Annotated in this window: 11 protein-coding genes; 7 read left to right on the top strand and 4 right to left on the bottom strand. The window is 69.3% G+C overall.

Translation table 11 applies throughout. The annotated features are described in order from the left end of the window. Nucleotides 1-109: 109 nt before the first annotated feature. From ACWC09_RS46835 to ACWC09_RS46820, 4 genes are all read right to left on the bottom strand, one after another. Nucleotides 110-1,588, bottom strand: a complete 1,479-nt coding sequence (locus tag ACWC09_RS46835; protein WP_450857739.1) for a cellulose binding domain-containing protein — start codon at nt 1,586-1,588, stop codon at nt 110-112. 216 nt (nt 1,589-1,804) lie between these two features. Continuing rightward, a complete protein-coding gene (locus tag ACWC09_RS46830) occupies nt 1,805-3,136 on the bottom strand; it encodes a radical SAM protein (RefSeq protein ID WP_450857737.1) in 1,332 nt (443 codons plus the stop codon). A gap of 58 nt (nt 3,137-3,194) precedes the next feature. Continuing rightward, a complete protein-coding gene (locus tag ACWC09_RS46825) occupies nt 3,195-3,857 on the bottom strand; it encodes a pyridoxamine 5'-phosphate oxidase family protein (RefSeq protein ID WP_450857735.1) in 663 nt (220 codons plus the stop codon). 90 nt (nt 3,858-3,947) lie between these two features. Beyond that, complete coding sequence (locus ACWC09_RS46820; protein ID WP_450857733.1) at nt 3,948-4,955, bottom strand: hydroxyacid dehydrogenase; 1,008 nt, start codon at nt 4,953-4,955, stop codon at nt 3,948-3,950. 123 nt (nt 4,956-5,078) lie between these two features. On the opposite strand from ACWC09_RS46820, the gene ACWC09_RS46815 reads away from it, so the two are divergent. The 7 genes from ACWC09_RS46815 (at nt 5,079) to ACWC09_RS46785 (ending at nt 15,887) form a co-directional block, all read left to right on the top strand. Further along, the gene (locus ACWC09_RS46815) at nt 5,079-6,323 is read left to right on the top strand and encodes a D-arabinono-1,4-lactone oxidase (RefSeq protein WP_450857732.1); all 1,245 of its coding nucleotides are present in this window, start codon (nt 5,079-5,081) and stop codon (nt 6,321-6,323) included. 171 nt (nt 6,324-6,494) lie between these two features. Further along, nucleotides 6,495-7,742 (top strand): ROK family transcriptional regulator, encoded by a 1,248-nt coding sequence (locus tag ACWC09_RS46810; protein WP_450857730.1) that lies wholly within the window; start codon nt 6,495-6,497, stop codon nt 7,740-7,742. A gap of 11 nt (nt 7,743-7,753) precedes the next feature. Beyond that, entirely contained in the window at nt 7,754-9,598 is a 1,845-nt protein-coding gene (locus tag ACWC09_RS46805) for a glycoside hydrolase (RefSeq protein WP_450857728.1), read from the top strand. Nucleotides 9,599-9,882: 284 nt separating this feature from the next. Then, nucleotides 9,883-11,148: an ABC transporter substrate-binding protein gene (locus tag ACWC09_RS46800; protein ID WP_450857726.1), complete on the top strand. Its 1,266-nt coding sequence runs from the start codon at nt 9,883-9,885 to the stop codon at nt 11,146-11,148. 20 nt (nt 11,149-11,168) lie between these two features. Beyond that, nucleotides 11,169-12,131: a carbohydrate ABC transporter permease gene (locus tag ACWC09_RS46795; protein ID WP_450857724.1), complete on the top strand. Its 963-nt coding sequence runs from the start codon at nt 11,169-11,171 to the stop codon at nt 12,129-12,131. Beyond that, nucleotides 12,128-12,991, top strand: a complete 864-nt coding sequence (locus tag ACWC09_RS46790; RefSeq protein WP_450857722.1) for a carbohydrate ABC transporter permease — start codon at nt 12,128-12,130, stop codon at nt 12,989-12,991. Before ACWC09_RS46795 ends, ACWC09_RS46790 begins: the two co-directional genes overlap by 4 nt. Before the next feature lie 28 nt (nt 12,992-13,019). Continuing rightward, nucleotides 13,020-15,887 carry a glycoside hydrolase family 2 TIM barrel-domain containing protein gene (locus ACWC09_RS46785; RefSeq protein ID WP_450857720.1) on the top strand — a complete coding sequence of 956 codons (2,868 nt, stop codon included), beginning with the start codon at nt 13,020-13,022 and terminating at the stop codon, nt 15,885-15,887. The last annotated feature ends 63 nt before the right edge of the window (nt 15,888-15,950 follow it).

Here is a 15,950-nt window from a genome sequence, read left to right as displayed (position 1 = left end):
GGACGACCGGGTGGCTCGGGAGAGTTCACCCGGTCGCACCGCCCGCCACGGGGCGAGGGCGAGAGCTCGGCCGACGCCGACGGTCTCGGCACCGGCCGGGCGGCAGGCCTCAACTCTTCGCGCAGCTCTTCCCGTTGAGGGTGAAGTCGTACGGCGGTGAGTTCTTGCTCTGCCAGGAGGCGAGGAAGCCGAAGGAGAGGCTGCCGCCGGCCTGGACGGTCTTGTTGTAGTCGGCGGCGCTCGCGGTGACGCGGTTGCCGTGCTGGGCGAAGCTCGCGTCCCACATCTGGCCGACCTGCTGGTTCTCCTTGAAGGACCAGCCGACGCGCCAGCCGCTGACGGCGTCGTCGGAGGTGATGGTGACGGTGGCCTGGAAGCCGTCGGGCCACTGGTTGACCAGGTCGTAGGAGACCTTGCAGGTGGCCGGTTCCCCGTCACCGGGGCCGCTGGTGTCGGTGGACGAGGAGGTGCCCTGCGGTTCCGGGTCGGGGTCCCGGTCGTCGCCGGCCGTGGTCGCGGAGGCCGACGGGGCCGGGGGCGGGGAGGCCGAGCGCGGGGACCAGGTGGCGGACGGCAGGGACGGGTTGGGGGCCGCGACCGGGCTGCCGTCGGCCGAGGTGTCGCCGCCCGCCGAGGCACCGTCGCCGCTGCCGCCGAACGGCATCATCGACACGGCCAGCGCGAGCAGCGAGACCAGGACGGCGGCCACGAGCAGGCCGTTGCGGACGGCACGGGCGCGGTCCGCGCCGGACTTCGGCTCGCCGCTCTCCGTGTCCACCGCGTCCGGGCGCCCGGCGCCGAGGCGGACCTCGGCGGCGCGTCGGCGGCGCTCCAGGTAGGCCAGGCCGCCCCAGCCGATCACTCCGCCGGCCAGCGCCGCGGGCAGTCCGCCGCCGTGCGGGCGCAGACAGGCGGCGGCCTCGGCGCAGTCCACGCAGGTGGCGAGGTGGCGTGAGAGATCGGCGGGGATGTCGGCGCCGGGCGAGCGGGTGACCGCGTCGAGGAGGCGGGCGTAGCTGCGGCAGCGCGGGTCCATCGGCGTGTCGAGGTGCGCGCGGTGACAGCGGTCCCGGAACAGGCCGCGCACCTGGGCGAGTTCCTCGCCGACGACGGCCGGGTCGAGGCCGAGCTTGCGGGCCACCACGGACAGCGGCAGCGCCTCCACCTCGGCCAGCCACAGCAGCGCCGCGTCCGCCTCCTGGAGGTCGCGCAGTCCGCGCAGGGCGAGCGGGCGCCGCAGGGGCGGTCCGGTGTAGCGCGTGGCCTTGTCCGAGTTGAGCCACAGGCGCAGGTCGGGGTCGAGGGCGTCGCCCTGTCCGTCCTCCTCCCAGACCGCCGCCGTGGTGCGTACGGCGATCAACAGGAGGGGGATCATGGGGAGCCGGGGCGCGCGGCGGCCGGGACCTCCGGCCGGGCCGCTCTCGGCGGCGCGGACCTCGCGGATACCGAGCGCGAATGCTTCCGAGGCCAGCTGTGTGGCCGCGGCGGCGCCGGCGGTGCACAGGTCGGCATACGAAAGCACCGCGTCCCAGCACTCCGAGAACAGCGCGGCCTCGGCGGCGTCCTTCGGGGTCGGCAGGTCGGGCATGGGTCTCCTGCATCCACAAGCGAGGTCAACTCACCATGACGGCAAAGGAGTTGGGGGGAACCTCGCGGCAGGGCAGGAGCCTTTCACGTTTTCAACACAACTGACAAGCGCTGTGTTCAGTTGTCCTGACAGAAACCCGTGCACCGGCCGTGAGACGCAACTCCAGGCTCATATACGGAAGGAGACCACGTTTTACTCATCGCACCCAGATGTCACTCACACCTCTGCCGTCTCCTCGGCCGTCTCCTGCGCCGGAAGGCTGTCCATGAAGGAGCTGACGGAGAAGACCGCACGGCCGGGTCCGGGCGGGCCGTAGCCGGGGGGCGAGGAGAGACCGAAGTCGTCCATCGTTCGGCGATAGGCCTGCAGCAGCCGGATGTGGTACTCCAGCGGCGCGCCCTGCGGGTTGGCCTTGCCGAGCGGGGTGGTGGGCTCGGGGCACCAGGTGGTGAAGCGGGGCGTGATGCCGTGCGACATGAAGAAGCGCAGGCCCTCGGTGGTGGACTCGATGGCCTCGTCGACGGTCGTGAAGCCGAAGGGCTCGGCCATCTCCACGCCGGCCACGAAGTTGGGGATCACGTTACGGGCGCCGAAGATCTCGGCGGAGTCGAGGATGCGCTTGTGCCACTCGTCGCGGCCGACGTACCGCTCCTTGCCCGGGCAGTGCATCTTGAACAGATACTCGTCCCACACCTCGTAGTTGGGGTGGTAGATCTGCACGCCGTAGTCCTTGAACCGCTGCACGTCGTCGCGGGGCAGCGCCTGCGCGACGACCTTGCCGATCCATCGCCCCGGGAAACGCTCCTCGATGGCCTTGGCGTAGTGGCCGTAGAAATCGGCTTCGTCGCGTCCCGCAACCGTCTTGGTGATCGCGCCGCCGGTGAGCGTGTAGGCGGTGGACACCTTCGCGGTGTCGTAGCGATCGATGATCTCCAGCGCTTCCAGGACCTCCGCCACGTCCTTCACGCCCGTGTACGGCCGCCCGGCCGCCTTGTGCTGGCGCCAGTTGTGGTTGATGTCGCAGTACTGGCACTCCTCCTTGGCGCCGAAGTACTGGCAGACCCGGAAGACGGTGAGGTAGATCAGATAGCCCCACTGAATGGTGGGGGCGACCTCCATGACGGACTTCCCGTTGGAGAGGGTGTGCCGGTAGTACTCCGGCATCGGTGGCACACCGACGTCGGCGATGCGCTTGCCGTCCAGGTAGAGGCCCAGCACGCCCTCGTCGTCGGCGGCGACCCGGTAGGGCGAGGAGGGGTTCACACGCACCGAAACGACGGTGCGGCGGAGGTCGTACGGACCACCCGTGAGGATGATCTCCTCCGGCGGGCGCCGCAGCGCGGCCTCGCCCAGCTCGGGGAGGGTGCCGTGGTCGAAGGAGAAGATGAAGTACGACTTCGGCTTGACCTCGCCGGACTCGTTGTCGCTGAGGGCGGACGGGTCGAAGGCCACGCCACCTCGCAGCAGGTCCTCTTTGAAGACGGCTTCCCGCGGTACGTGCGGGAACCGCTCCATCAGATCCTCGACCAGTGCGGTACGGCTGCCCATCCCGACTCTCCTCCCGGCTCAGGCGTTCGACTCCCCACCGTATGCCTCCGGTGGTGCGTCAGCCGTGCCGGGTCCCCTCTCGGCGCGCGATGTGTCCTGGTATTGGGAGCCCCTCAGGGAGCAGCGGGTCGGGTACGGGCGCACCCCAGGCCGAGGTCAGCGGGAGGGTGCCCGCCCAGACGCCGAGCTCCGCGTCGGGACCGTCGCCGTCGTCCGGCGCGCCGGTACGGATCTTGACGGAGGCCTCTTCGAGGGAGAGGGCCAGAAGGGTGGTGGCGGCGAGTTCCTTGCGGCTGGGCTGCCGGGCGTACGACCACTGGCCCGGCGCCGCGTGCTCGGTGAGGAGCCGCAGGCCTGCCAGTTTCTCCTCGGGGTCGGTGATCTTGCGCGCCTCGCCGTGGATCATCGCGCTGCGGTAGTCGACTCCGTGCTCGAAGACGGAACGGGCGAGGACCAGGCCGTCGACGTGCGTGACGGTGACGCAGACGGGCGTACCGCCGGCGAGGCTGCGGCTGGCCACGGAGCCATGCAGGAACAGCTGCCGCTCGTCGCGCCCGTAGACGGTGGGCACGACCAGCGGGCGGCCTTCGACCACCACACCCAGGTGACACACGAACCCGGCGTCCAGGATCGCGTTCAGGTCGGCCCGGTCGAGGCTGCCCTGCTCGCGCAGCCGGCGGTGGCGGGTGCGGTCGGTTTCGGGAAGCGGTTCCAGCGTCATACAGCGGCACGCTACCGATATCGCAGCCGACACGCCAGATCATTGCGAATAGAAGCGCTGAAGGCGGCAAGAAGCTACGAAATTCGCAGATCAGGCTCCCCGTTCCAGCTCCCCCGGATCCACCGGATGGGCCAGTTCCCCCCACGCGAGCAGACGTGCGGCCTCCTCGGCGACCGTCATGCCGAGGCGGGACAGCTCATTGCCCTGAGAACCCGCGAGGTGCGGCGTGACGAAGGCGTTGGGAAGGTCGTAGAGGGGGGAGTCCGCGGGGAGGGGCTCGGGGTCGGTCACGTCGAGGATCGCGGTGAGGCGACCGTTGCGGAGTTCGGCGACGAGGGCCCCGTGGTCGACCAGGCCGCCCCGCGCGGTGTTGATCAGAGTCGCCCCGTCGGGCATCAGGGCGAGTTCCCGGCAGCCGATCAGATGGTGGGTCTCCGAAGTCTCCGGCGCGTGGATGGTGACGATGTCCGAGGCGCGCAGCAGGTCGTCCAACGGCAGTAGCGGCACGCCGAGTTCGGCCGCCCGGAGCTCGGTGACATACGGGTCGGTGAGACTCACCCGCAGGTCGAAGGGGGCGAGCAGCTCGATGACGCGGCGGCCGATACGGGAAGCGCCGATCACCCCGACGCGGCGGCCGTGGTTGCCGATGCCGGGGACGACGCCCCAGCCGGGGTGGGCACGTTCGGTGCGCAGGCGCTCCCGGGCGCCGAGGAGATCCTTCCCGGCGAGCAGAATCATGGCGAGGGTGTACTCGGCGACCGGGATCGCGTTGGCGCCGGCCGCCGAGGAGACCTGGATGCCGCGCCGCCAGACCTCGGGCGTGGTGAAGCCCTTGACCGAGCCGGCCGAGTGCAGGACCGCGCGGAGCCCCGGGGCCGCGTCGAGTGCCGCCGCGTCGAGCCGCGGGCAGCCCCAGCCGGTGACGAGGATCTCCGTGCGCGCGAGCGCATCCCGGACTCGGGGGTCGGTGAAATCCTGGGCGACGAGGGCCGGATCGAGCTCCACGGAGTCCCGCAGCCGCGCCAGCACCTCCGGCGGGAAGATCTGCGGAACGTTCTCGGCGGTCATGGCGAACAGCGCCTGGGGACGCTCGGGCAACGGAGTGACCTTCCCGCGGGGCCGACGGAAACCATGTGGTAACCGCTCTCTGAGACGGCTCCACGGTAGGCATCGGCAGATGAGAGGGTCAATGCAGGCACACGGCACGGAGGGACGGCAGGGATGACGGAGACGGTCACCAACTGGGCGGGCAACATCACCTACAGCGCCAAGGAGTTGCAGCGCCCGCACTCGCTCGACGCACTGCGGAGCCTCGTGGCCGGGAGCGCGAAGGTGCGGGTGCTGGGCAGCGGGCACTCCTTCAACGAGATCGCCGAGCCGGGCGCCGAGGGCGCCCTGGTCTCCATCGCCGGGCTGCCGCCGGTGATCGACGTGGACACGACGGCCCGTACGGTACGGGTCTCGGGCGGTGTCCGGTACGCGGAGCTGGCGCGTGCGGTGGACGCCCACGGGCTCGCGCTGCCCAACATGGCGTCCCTGCCGCACATCTCGGTCGCCGGGTCGGTGGCGACCGGCACCCACGGCTCGGGGGTCGGCAACGGCTCGCTCGCCTCGGCCGTGCGGGAGGTGGAGCTGGTGACCGCCGACGGATCGACGGTCACCGTCGGACGGGGCGATGCGCGTTTCGACGGTGCGGTGACCTCGCTGGGCGCCCTGGGCGTCGTAGTCGCCCTGACTCTGGACCTGGAGCCGTCCTTCCAGGTCGAGCAGCACCTGTTCACCGAACTGCCTCTCACCGGGCTGGACTTCGAGAAGGTGGCCGCGTCGGCGTACAGCGTGAGTCTGTTCACCGACTGGCGGGAGCCGGGGTTCAGGCAGGTGTGGCTGAAGCGGCGCAGCGACCAGCCGCTGGCCGACTTCCCCTGGGCGGCGCCCGCGACCGAGAAGCTGCACCCCGTGCCGGGGATGCCGGCGGTCAACTGCACGGAGCAGTTCGGGGTGCCCGGGCCCTGGCACGAGCGGCTGCCGCACTTCCGGGCCGAGTTCACGCCGAGCAGCGGGGCGGAGCTGCAGTCGGAGTACCTGCTGCCCAGGCCGTACGCCCTGGACGCGCTGCGCGCGCTGGACGCGATCCGTGCGGCGGTCGCACCGGTGCTGCAGACCTGCGAGGTGCGGACGGTGGCCGCCGACGCGCAGTGGCTGAGCCCGGCGTACGGGCGGGACACGGTGGCGCTGCACTTCACATGGGTGGAGGACACGGAGGTGGTGCTGCCGGTGGTGCGGCGGGTGGAGGAGGCGCTGGACGGCTTCGAGGCGCGGCCGCACTGGGGGAAGGTGTTCACCGTGCCGACGGCGGTGCTGCGGGGGCGGTATCCGCGGCTGGCCGACTTCCGGGCGCTGGCGCGGGAGCTGGATCCGGCGGGGAAGTTCACCAACGCGTTCGTGAGGGACGTACTGGAGGGCTGAATTCCGCCAGCGCCCCGGGTGGGCAGCCCTGCCGGCCGACCGGGTGAAGGACTTCCTAAGACCCCTTTCCTAACCCCTTGTCGAAAGTCCTCCGCAGGCCATAGCCTTGCGCCGCGCCGGTGCCGACCAGCCCCGGCCTGCCCGAGGCCAGAAGGGACGGGGGTCGACCCGGTGAAGCGCACATCACGTGACATCCGCACCGCGAACCGCTACGAGGTGTTGCGCCAGATCATCGCTCAGTCTCCCACCTCCCGGCAGGAGCTGGCGGCCGCCACGGGGCTGAGTCTCGCCACGGTCGCCACGCTCGTCGGCGAGCTGCTCGACCTGCGGATGATCACGGAGGTCGGGTTCGAGGACTCGGCGGGCGGACGCCCCCGGGGACTCGTGGCGGTCAACGCGTCGGGGGGCGCGTTGATCGGTGTCGACATCGCGGAGACGTACGTCCATGTCGAGCTGTTCGACCTCGCGCTGAACGTGCTGGCCCGCGCCGACGAGGACATGCGCCCCGGCGAGAGCCTGCCGGAACAGGTGGTCAGCCATGTGACCGCCGCCGTCGGCTCCGTCGTCGCGCAGGCCGGCATCGAGGGCGCGCGGGTGCTGGGCGTCGGGGTGAGCGTGCCGGGCCAGGTGGACCGCGACACCGGCATCTCGGAGTACGCGCCCAACTGGGACTGGCACGACGTGCCCCTGCTCGACCTGCTGTCCGAGGTCATCGCCTACCCCCTCTACCTGGACAATCCGCTGCGCGCCGGCGCGGTCGCCGAGATGTGGTTCGGGGCGGCGCGCGGGCGCGGGGACGCGGTGGTGGTCAACCTCGGCACCGGAGTCGGCGCCGGGCTCGCGCTCCACGGCGGGCTGTACCGGGGGGTGAGCAACAGCGCCGGCGAGTGGGGCCACACCACGCTCGTCCTGGACGGACGGCTGTGCCGCTGCGGCAACCACGGCTGCGTCGAGGCCTATGTCGGCGCGCCCGGAATCATGCTGAACCTGCGGGAGCTCAGCCCGCAGAGCCCGCTGCTGCACCCCGAGGACCAGACCGCCACCATCGACGCGCTGGCCCGCGGCGTGGACGCGGGCGACCCCGTGGCCCTCAAGGTCGTACGGGAGACGGCCCGTTACATCGGGGCCGGCATCGCCAACCTGGTGAACGTCCTCAACCCCGAAGTGGTCGTGCTCAGCAGCTGGGTCGCCCGCAGGCTCGGCGAACCCCTGCTGCACGAAGTGCGCGAGGCCGTCGGGCGGCACGCGCTCAGGCGGCCGTTCGCCGCCACCGAGATCGTCCTCTCCCCGATCCCCACCGACCCGGCGTGCCTGGGTGCGGCGACGTTCGCGCTCGAAGGGGCGCTGCAGTCCGTCGGGCAGAGGTCTGTGAAGAAACGCACCACCCCCGCAAGGAGCCGTACCGCACCACCTTCATGACGACGGAAGGGATGCACGTGTCTCACCCCCACCGCAGTAGATCGGTCCTCCTGACGGCCGCGGCCGCACTGGCCGTCACGGGACCCCTGATATCCGCCCCGCCCGCCTCGGCCGCCACCCCCACGGCGGCCGAGGTCTCCCCCCACGCCGCCCAGACCATCGACGACATCGGTGCGTCGGGCGCCTGGTGGGTGAACGACCTGCAGCACTTCAAGCCCGAGGTACAGGCCAGGGTCGCCCAACTGCTGTTCTCCCGGCAGGGGTTGGCGATGAGCTCGTACCGCTACAACATCGGCGGTGGCGGCGTCGCGGTCACCACGCCGGCCCGCGCCGCCGAGGACTTCCTGAACTCCGACGGCTCCTACGACTGGAGCAAGGACAAGGGCGGCCGTACGTTCCTGAAGTACGCCGCGCAGTACGGCGTGAAGGACCTGATCGGCTTCACCAACAGCGCGCCGGCCCAGTGGACCACCAACGGGCAGTCCTGCGGCGGCCAGTTGAAGCCGGAGAACGAGACGGACTACGCCAAGTACGTCGCCGACGTGACCGACCACTTCGCCAAGCAGGGCGTGAAGCTGGACTACATCAGCCCCTTCAACGAGCCCGACAACGACTTCGGTTCGTGCGGCCAGGAGGGCATGAAGGTCACGGTCGACCAACGCGACGACATCGTGCGGGTGTTGGGCGCCGAGCAGCGGGCCCGGAAGCAGAAGACGTCGATCATCGCCGACGAGTCCAGCCAGACCACCCAGTTCGTCTCCGAGCTCCCGCAGTGGATCTCGCAGCCGGGCACCCAGCAGTATGTTTCCGCGCTGGCCCACCACACGTACAACAACCCGAACGACGGCCAACTCGGCAATGTCTACGAGACGTCGAGGACCGTCGGCCAGAAGTCCTGGGCCACCGAGATCTGCTGCTTCGGCAAGGGCTCGACCGGCTGGAACCAGGAGTACGACCCGAGCATCGACAACGCCCTGTTGATGTCGAGGATCATCTACAAGGACTTCGCGAGCGCGCACGACTCGGCCTTCCAGTGGTGGGTCGCGCTGGCGAGCGGGTACGGCAGCTCCCCCACCGAGAAGAACGACGTGGGCTGGAACGACGGGCTGATCTACTACGACCCCGACTACGCGACGAACGGCAACCAGGCGCTGTACTTCACCAAGCGGTACTACGCGCTGGGCCAGTACAGCAAGTTCGTCCGGCCGGGCTCGGTCGCGCACAACGTGACCGGGGCACCGGACGGGGTCGAGGTGTCGTCCTACGACAAGGACGGCAGGTGGGTGGTCGTGGTGAACAACCACAACTCCACCGACACCCCGCTGAGTTTGCACTTCAACAGCAAGTCGCCGGTGCGGGCCGCACAGGCCGTGCGCACCTCGGCGACCGAGGACTGGGCCAAGGTCGAGAAGCCGTCGGTGAGCGGAGGGACGGCCACGACGACCCTCGCCGCCCGCTCCATCACGACGTACGTCTTCGACCAGAAGGGTCACGGGAGTTCGGCCGTCACGGGCGCCTGGCAGGGCAAGCAGTCCGGCAAGTGCCTGACGGCGGACGCCTCCGGTGCGGCGATCAGCACCTGCACGGGTGGTGCCGAGCAGTCGTGGTCGTACGACGGGAAGGGCGCCCTGAAGGGCGTGAACGGGTATCTGACGGCCGGGAGTTCGGGCCTGACGACGACCGCCGACTTCACCGGTGACACGTCCCAGCGCTGGCTGCCGGGCGCCAACGGGCAGATCCTCAGCGAGGCGTCCGGCAAGTGCCTGGACGTGAGCGGACAGGCGTCCGCCGACGGCAGCAAGGTGATCCTGTACAGCTGCAACGGCGGGAGCAACGAGGTCTGGAACAGGCAGTGACGCCATGAGAACCCGCGGAAACCCCGTGGGAAACCCCTAGTCCGAGGGCCGCCGGCACCCCTGACCCGGCGGCCCTCAACCCCCTTGCGAGACCCCCCTGTTCGGCATTCCGAACCGGATACAACGCTTCGAGCAGACTTCGTCCAACCCCTTGCCGAAGGCTTAGCCGAAGGTTAACGTCCCGCACCGCAACGCAATTTCGAGCCACGCAGCACTGAAGCCGTGGAGCCGTTCACGTGCTGAAGCCGTGGAGCCGCAGCCGCAATCGAGACAAGGACGTCAGCATGTCGGCAATGAGCAACAGCAACTTCTCCCGCCGGTCACTCTTCCGGGCCGCCGCGGGCATGGCCGCCGCAGGCACCCTGGCAGCGTGCGGCAGCAACAACGGGCGGGGCGGGAGCGGGGGGTCGGGCACGCAGCTCACCCAGTACTTCCACGCCTATGGCGAGGCGGGGACCGAGCAGGCCCTCAAGCGGTACGCGGCGGCCTACAAGAAGGCCAACGTGAGCACCAACTGGATCACGGGCAACAACTTCGAGTCCGCGCTCTTCGCGGCCCTGCTCACCAAGAAGGCACCCGACGTCTTCGAGTTCCACCCGCAGCTGCAGCTCGTCAAGAGCGGCCAGGTGGCGGACCTGAGCGACCTCATCGACCCGGTCAAGGACGACTTCAACCCGAACGACATCAACTCCCACACGGTCGACGGGAAGATCTACGGGATCCGGATGATCGACGACCCGCAGTTCTTCTTCTACCGCAAGTCGATGCTGGAGAAGGCCAAGGTCGACGTCCCCACCACCCTCGACGAGCTGATCGAGGCCGCCGCCAAGCTCACCACCAGCAAGGTCAAGGGCGTCTTCCTCGGCAACGACTTCACCGCGATCCAGAACACCCTGATCTGGTCGGCCGGCGCCGACACCCTCGACGCTAAGAACCAGATCGCCTACCACACGCCGGGCGTCATCGAGGGCCTGAAGAAGCTCCGGACCCTGTTCACCAGCGGCCACGTGCTGCTGGACGCCCCGACCGACTTCTGGGACCCGTCCTCGCTCAACCAGGGCCTGTGCGCCATCCAGTGGGGCGGCATGTGGTCCATGCCTGCCATGCAGAAGGCGCTCGGTGACGACCTCGGCATCTTCCCGTTCCCGAAGATCGGCAGCGCCGGCAAGCAGTCCGTCTACAACGGCGGCTGGTCGATCTTCGTCAACGCCAAGGGCAAGAACGTCGACGCGGCCAAGGAATACGTCAAGTGGCTGTGGATCGACCAGAAGCAGTACCAGGAGGACTGGGCCACCTCGTACGGCTTCCACATCCCGCCGCGCACATCGATAGCCCAGTCGGCCACCAAGCTCAAGTCGGGCCTGCCCGCCGAGGGCGTCAAGCTCTTCACCGACTACGGCCACTTCGACAACATCGGCTTCGACCAGACCATGATCACCGCGTTCAACGACGTGATCGCGTCCTCCGTGCGCAAGAGCGGAAACCCCGAGGCCGCGCTCGACGCCTGCGACAAGAAGGTCAACGTCGAGCTCAAGAAGCTGTTCGGATAGGCCGCAGGGAAAACCACGCCATGTCGACCACCACCACACGCGGGGTCGCCCAGCCCGTCCCGGCCAAGGCCTCGCCGGCCAGGCCGCGGCGGGGCCTGCGGGGAAACCCCACGCTGAACTTCTGGCTCTTCACCGGGCCCTTCCTCATCGGCCTGGTGATCTTCGTCTTCGTCCCCATCGGATGGAGCGCCTGGCTCAGCTTCTTCGACGCCCGCTACACCGTCACGCCGAGCCACTTCGTCGGCTTCGACAACTACAAGCAGATCCTGACCAACAGCAACTTCTCCGGCTCGCTGGTGACGTTCACGGTGTTCGCCGCGTTCATCGTGCCGACCACCTGGGCGCTGTCCCTGGGACTGGCGCTGCTGGTGCACCGGCTGCGGTTCATGCGGGCGTTCTTCCGGTCGGTGTTCTTCCTGCCGACCGCCGTCTCCTACGTCGCCGCCGCGCTGATCTGGAAGATGTCCATCTTCAACGGCGTCCGCTTCGGCCTGGCGAACACCGTCATGAGCTGGTTCGGCGTCGACAACACCACCTGGATCTCCAATCCGACCCCGCCCTGGTACTGGCTGGTCATCGTGACCCTGCGGCTGTGGATCCAGGCCGGCTTCTACATGATCCTGTTCCTGGCGGCGCTGCAGAACATCCCGCCGGAGCTGTACGAGGCCGCCGCCATCGACGGCGCCAAGCCTGGCTGGCAGACCTTCCGGTACATCACGCTGCCCCAGCTGCGGGCCACCTCGACCGCGGTCATCCTGCTGCTGCTCATCGCCGCGTACCAGGCATTCGACGAGTTCTTCAACATCATCGGGACCAAGGCGACCTGGGCCCAGACACCGCTCATGGAGCTCTACAAGACGGCCCTCGGCACTGACCAGGACTACGGCGCCGGCAGCGCGGGCGCGGTCATCCTGTCGCTGCTGATCTGCATCGTCACCCTGGCCCAGGGAAAGATCATGGGCTTTGGAGGGGGGGAGAAGTGACCACCACCACACCGCACGTCGGCAAGCGCAGGAAGCGCGGAGGCGTCCTCGGCAACACCGGTCTGTACATCGCCGTCAGTGTCGCCGCCCTCCTCTTCCTCATCCCCTTCTATCTGATCATCCGCAACTCGCTCTCCACCGACCTGGAGATCACGGGCCCTAACTGGAAGGTGCTGCCCTCCTTCCAATGGGGCAACATCTCCGAGCTCTTCAACGACCCGACCGTGGAGTTCGGCCGCTCCCTGTGGAACTCCACGGTGATCGCCGTCCTGAGCACGATCGGCACCCTGCTGTTCTGCTCGATGGCCGGATACGGCCTCGCCCGCATCCCCTACAAGCACGCCAACAAGGTCTTCTACGCCGTTCTGGCGACCCTGATGGTCCCCACGGCCGTCACCTTCGTGCCCAGCTTCGTGCTCGTCTCCTCCCTCGGCTGGATCGACACCTACCGCGGCATGATCGTCCCGGGTCTCTTCAGTGGTTTCACCTGCTTCCTTTTCCGGCAGTACTTCCTGGGATTCCCCAAGGAGCTGGAGGAGGCGGCACGCGTGGACGGACTCGGCTATTGGGGCGCGTACTGGCGCATCGTCGTACCCAACTCGCTGAACTTCTTCGCGGCGATCGCCACGATCACGTTCATCAGCGGCTGGAACGCCTTCCTGTGGCCGCTGGTCATCGGCCAGGACCCGGAGTCCTGGACCGTGCAGGTCGCGCTCTCCTCCTTCATCACCAACCAGACCGTGAACTTCCATCTGATCTTCATGGCCACCGCCATTTCCATCCTGCCCCTGGTGTTCGTGTTCCTCTTCCTCCAGCGCTGGCTGGTCCAGGGGATCGCGCAGACCGGCATCAAGGGCTGACGCCTTCCTCACCACGACCTGGAGACCGATGACTTCCCGCACCATGGCCACCGATTACGTCGAGGACGTCGCACCGGGCAGCGGGGCCCTCCCGCCCCGCGCCTGGTATGCGTCCTCCGACGCGAAGTCCCTGTCTTTGAACGGCAGTTGGCGGCTGCGCGTGTCGCCGACCGCCGACGCCGCGGACGACTCGTTCGCCGAGGAGGGGTACGACGCCGGGGGCTGGGCCGAGGTCACGGTCCCCGGCCACTGGGTCCTCCAGGGCGACGGCGCCTTCGGCCTGCCCATCTACACCAACCACCTCTACCCCTTCCCGGTGGACCCGCCGCACGTCCCGACGGAGAACCCGACCGGCGACCATCTGCGCGTCTTCGATCTGCCCGAGGACTGGCCGGACCTGTCCGAGGGCGGCGCGGTCATCCGCTTCGACGGCGTCGAGTCCTGCGCCCGGGTCTGGCTCAACGGCACCGACATCGGCGAGTTCAAGGGCTCCCGGCTGCCGCACGAGTTCGCGGTCGGCCACCTGCTCAAGCCCAGCGGCAATGTGCTCGCCGTGCGCGTGCACCAGTGGTCGGCCGGCTCCTACCTGGAGGACCAGGACCAGTGGTGGCTGCCCGGCATCTTCCGTGACGTGACGCTGCTGCACCGCCCGGCGGGGAGTGTCCTGGACTTCTCCGTAAACGCTTCCTACGACCACCTCACAGGCGAGGGCACCCTGCGCGTCGACTCCGACGTCGACGGGCGGGTGTCCGTGCCCGCCCTGGACATCGATGTCGCCACGGGGGAAACGGTTACCGTACCGGTCCAACCATGGTCGGCCGAGGTGCCCAAGCTCTACGACGGCGAGCTGGTCACCGAGGGCGAGCGGGTGCCGCTGCGCATCGGTTTCCGTACGGTCGAGCTGGCCGACGGCCTGATCAAGGTCAACGGCAGGGCGGTGCTGTTCAAGGGCGTCAACCGCCACGAGTGGCACCCGGTCAAGGGCCGCGCCCTCGACCTGGAGACCATGCGCGAGGACGTGCTGCTGATGAAGCGGCACAACCTCAACGCGGTACGCACCTCGCACTACCCGCCGCACCCGGCCTTCCTGGACCTGTGCGACGAGTACGGCCTGTGGGTCATCGACGAGTGCGACCTGGAGACCCACGGCTTCACCGAGCAGGCCTGGCGCGACAACCCGGTCGACGACGACCGCTGGACCCCGGCCCTCCTCGACCGCGCCGCCCGCATGGTCGAGCGCGACAAGAACCACCCGTCGGTGGTCATCTGGTCCCTGGGCAACGAGGCCGGCACCGGACGCGGGCTGACCGCGATGGCCGAGTGGATCCACGGCCGCGACTCCTCTCGCCTCGTGCACTACGAGGGCGACTGGAACTCCCGTGACACGGACATGTACTCGCGGATGTACGCCGGCCACGGCGAGGTCGAGCACATCGGCAAGGAGCTGGACGGCGGCACCCACAAGCGCCGCGAACTCCCCTTCATCCTCTGCGAGTACGGCCACGCGATGGGCAACGGCCCGGGCGGCATCGCCGACTACCAGGAGCTGTTCGAGAAGTACGAGCGGCTCCAGGGCGGCTTCATCTGGGAGTGGATCGACCACGGCGTCAAGCACCCGGAACTGGGTTATGCGTACGGCGGTGACTTCGGCGAGGAGCTGCACGACGGCAACTTCGTCTGCGACGGACTGATCTTCCCCGACCGGCAGCCCTCCCCGGGTCTGCTGGAGTTCAAGAAGGTCATCGAGCCCGTCTCCATCGAGGGCGCCGACACCGCCGTACGGGTCACGAACAAGCAGGACTTCGCCGATCTGTCCGCATTCGCCTTCGAGTGGTCCTACCAAGTGGACGGCGAGAGTGTCGAGTCGGGCTCACTGTCCGTGCCCGCGCTCGCCCCGGGTGAGTCCGCGGACGTCAAGCTCCCGGAGCCGCCCGCCGACCACGGGGGCGGCGAGACGCAGTGGACGGTACGGGCGCTGCTGGCGGCCGACGCCATCTGGGGACCGAGGGGCCACGAGGTGGCGTGGGGTCAAGTCCCCGTTACCGCACGGCCGTTGCCGTCCGTCGCCGCGACCGACGGTCCGGTGGCCGGCGACCGGGTGATCACGCTCGGCCCCGCCTCCTTCGACGCCCGTACGGGTGCGCTGATGACGATCGGCGGCGTCGAGGTGAGCGGGCTGCGCCTCGACGTGTGGCGGGCGACCACCGACAACGACGAGGGCGCCGAGTGGCTGACCGGCATCCGCTCCGCGGAGCTGTGGCGCAAGTACGGCCTGCACCGCATGCGGCACCGCCTGGCCTCGGTGGACCTCGACGACGACGCGCTGACCGTGCGGACCCGGGTCGCCCCGGCCGCCTGGGAGTTCGGACTCGCCGCGGTGTACCGCTGGACCTCGGACGGCAGCCGTCTCAAGCTGACCGTGTCCGTGGGGCCGGAGGGCGAGTGGCCGGTGCCGCTGCCGCGCCTCGGCGTGCGGTTCGGGCTCACGCGGGCCGACTCCGTGAAGTGGTACGGCGGCGGTCCCGGCGAGGGCTATCCGGACACCAAGTCGGCCTCCAAGGTGGGCCGTTGGGAGTCAACGGTCGACGGGTTGCAGACCCCGTACCTGCGCCCGCAAGAGAACGGGGCCCGCGCCGACGTCCGTTGGGCGGAGCTCGGCGGGCTACGGGTCGAGGGTGACCCGGAGTTCTTCCTCACCGCCCGCCGCTGGACGAGCGAGCAGTTGGACGCGGCCACGCATCTCACCGACCTCACCCCGGGCGACACGGTGTGGGTGAACCTCGACCACGCCCTGCACGGCATCGGCACCGGATCCTGCGGCCCGGGCGTGCTGCCCCAGTACCAACTGCCGGCCCAACCGGCCGAGTTCTCCTTCGTCTTCTCGGAGGTCAGTTGACGGACACGGCCGGGTCGTGGTCCATGTGGTCGACCTCGACGCCGTCGAGCCCGGCGGCGGCCA

This window comes from Streptomyces sp. NPDC001617 (assembly GCF_053596855.1).
This window is presented reverse-complemented; position numbering and strand designations above follow the sequence as displayed.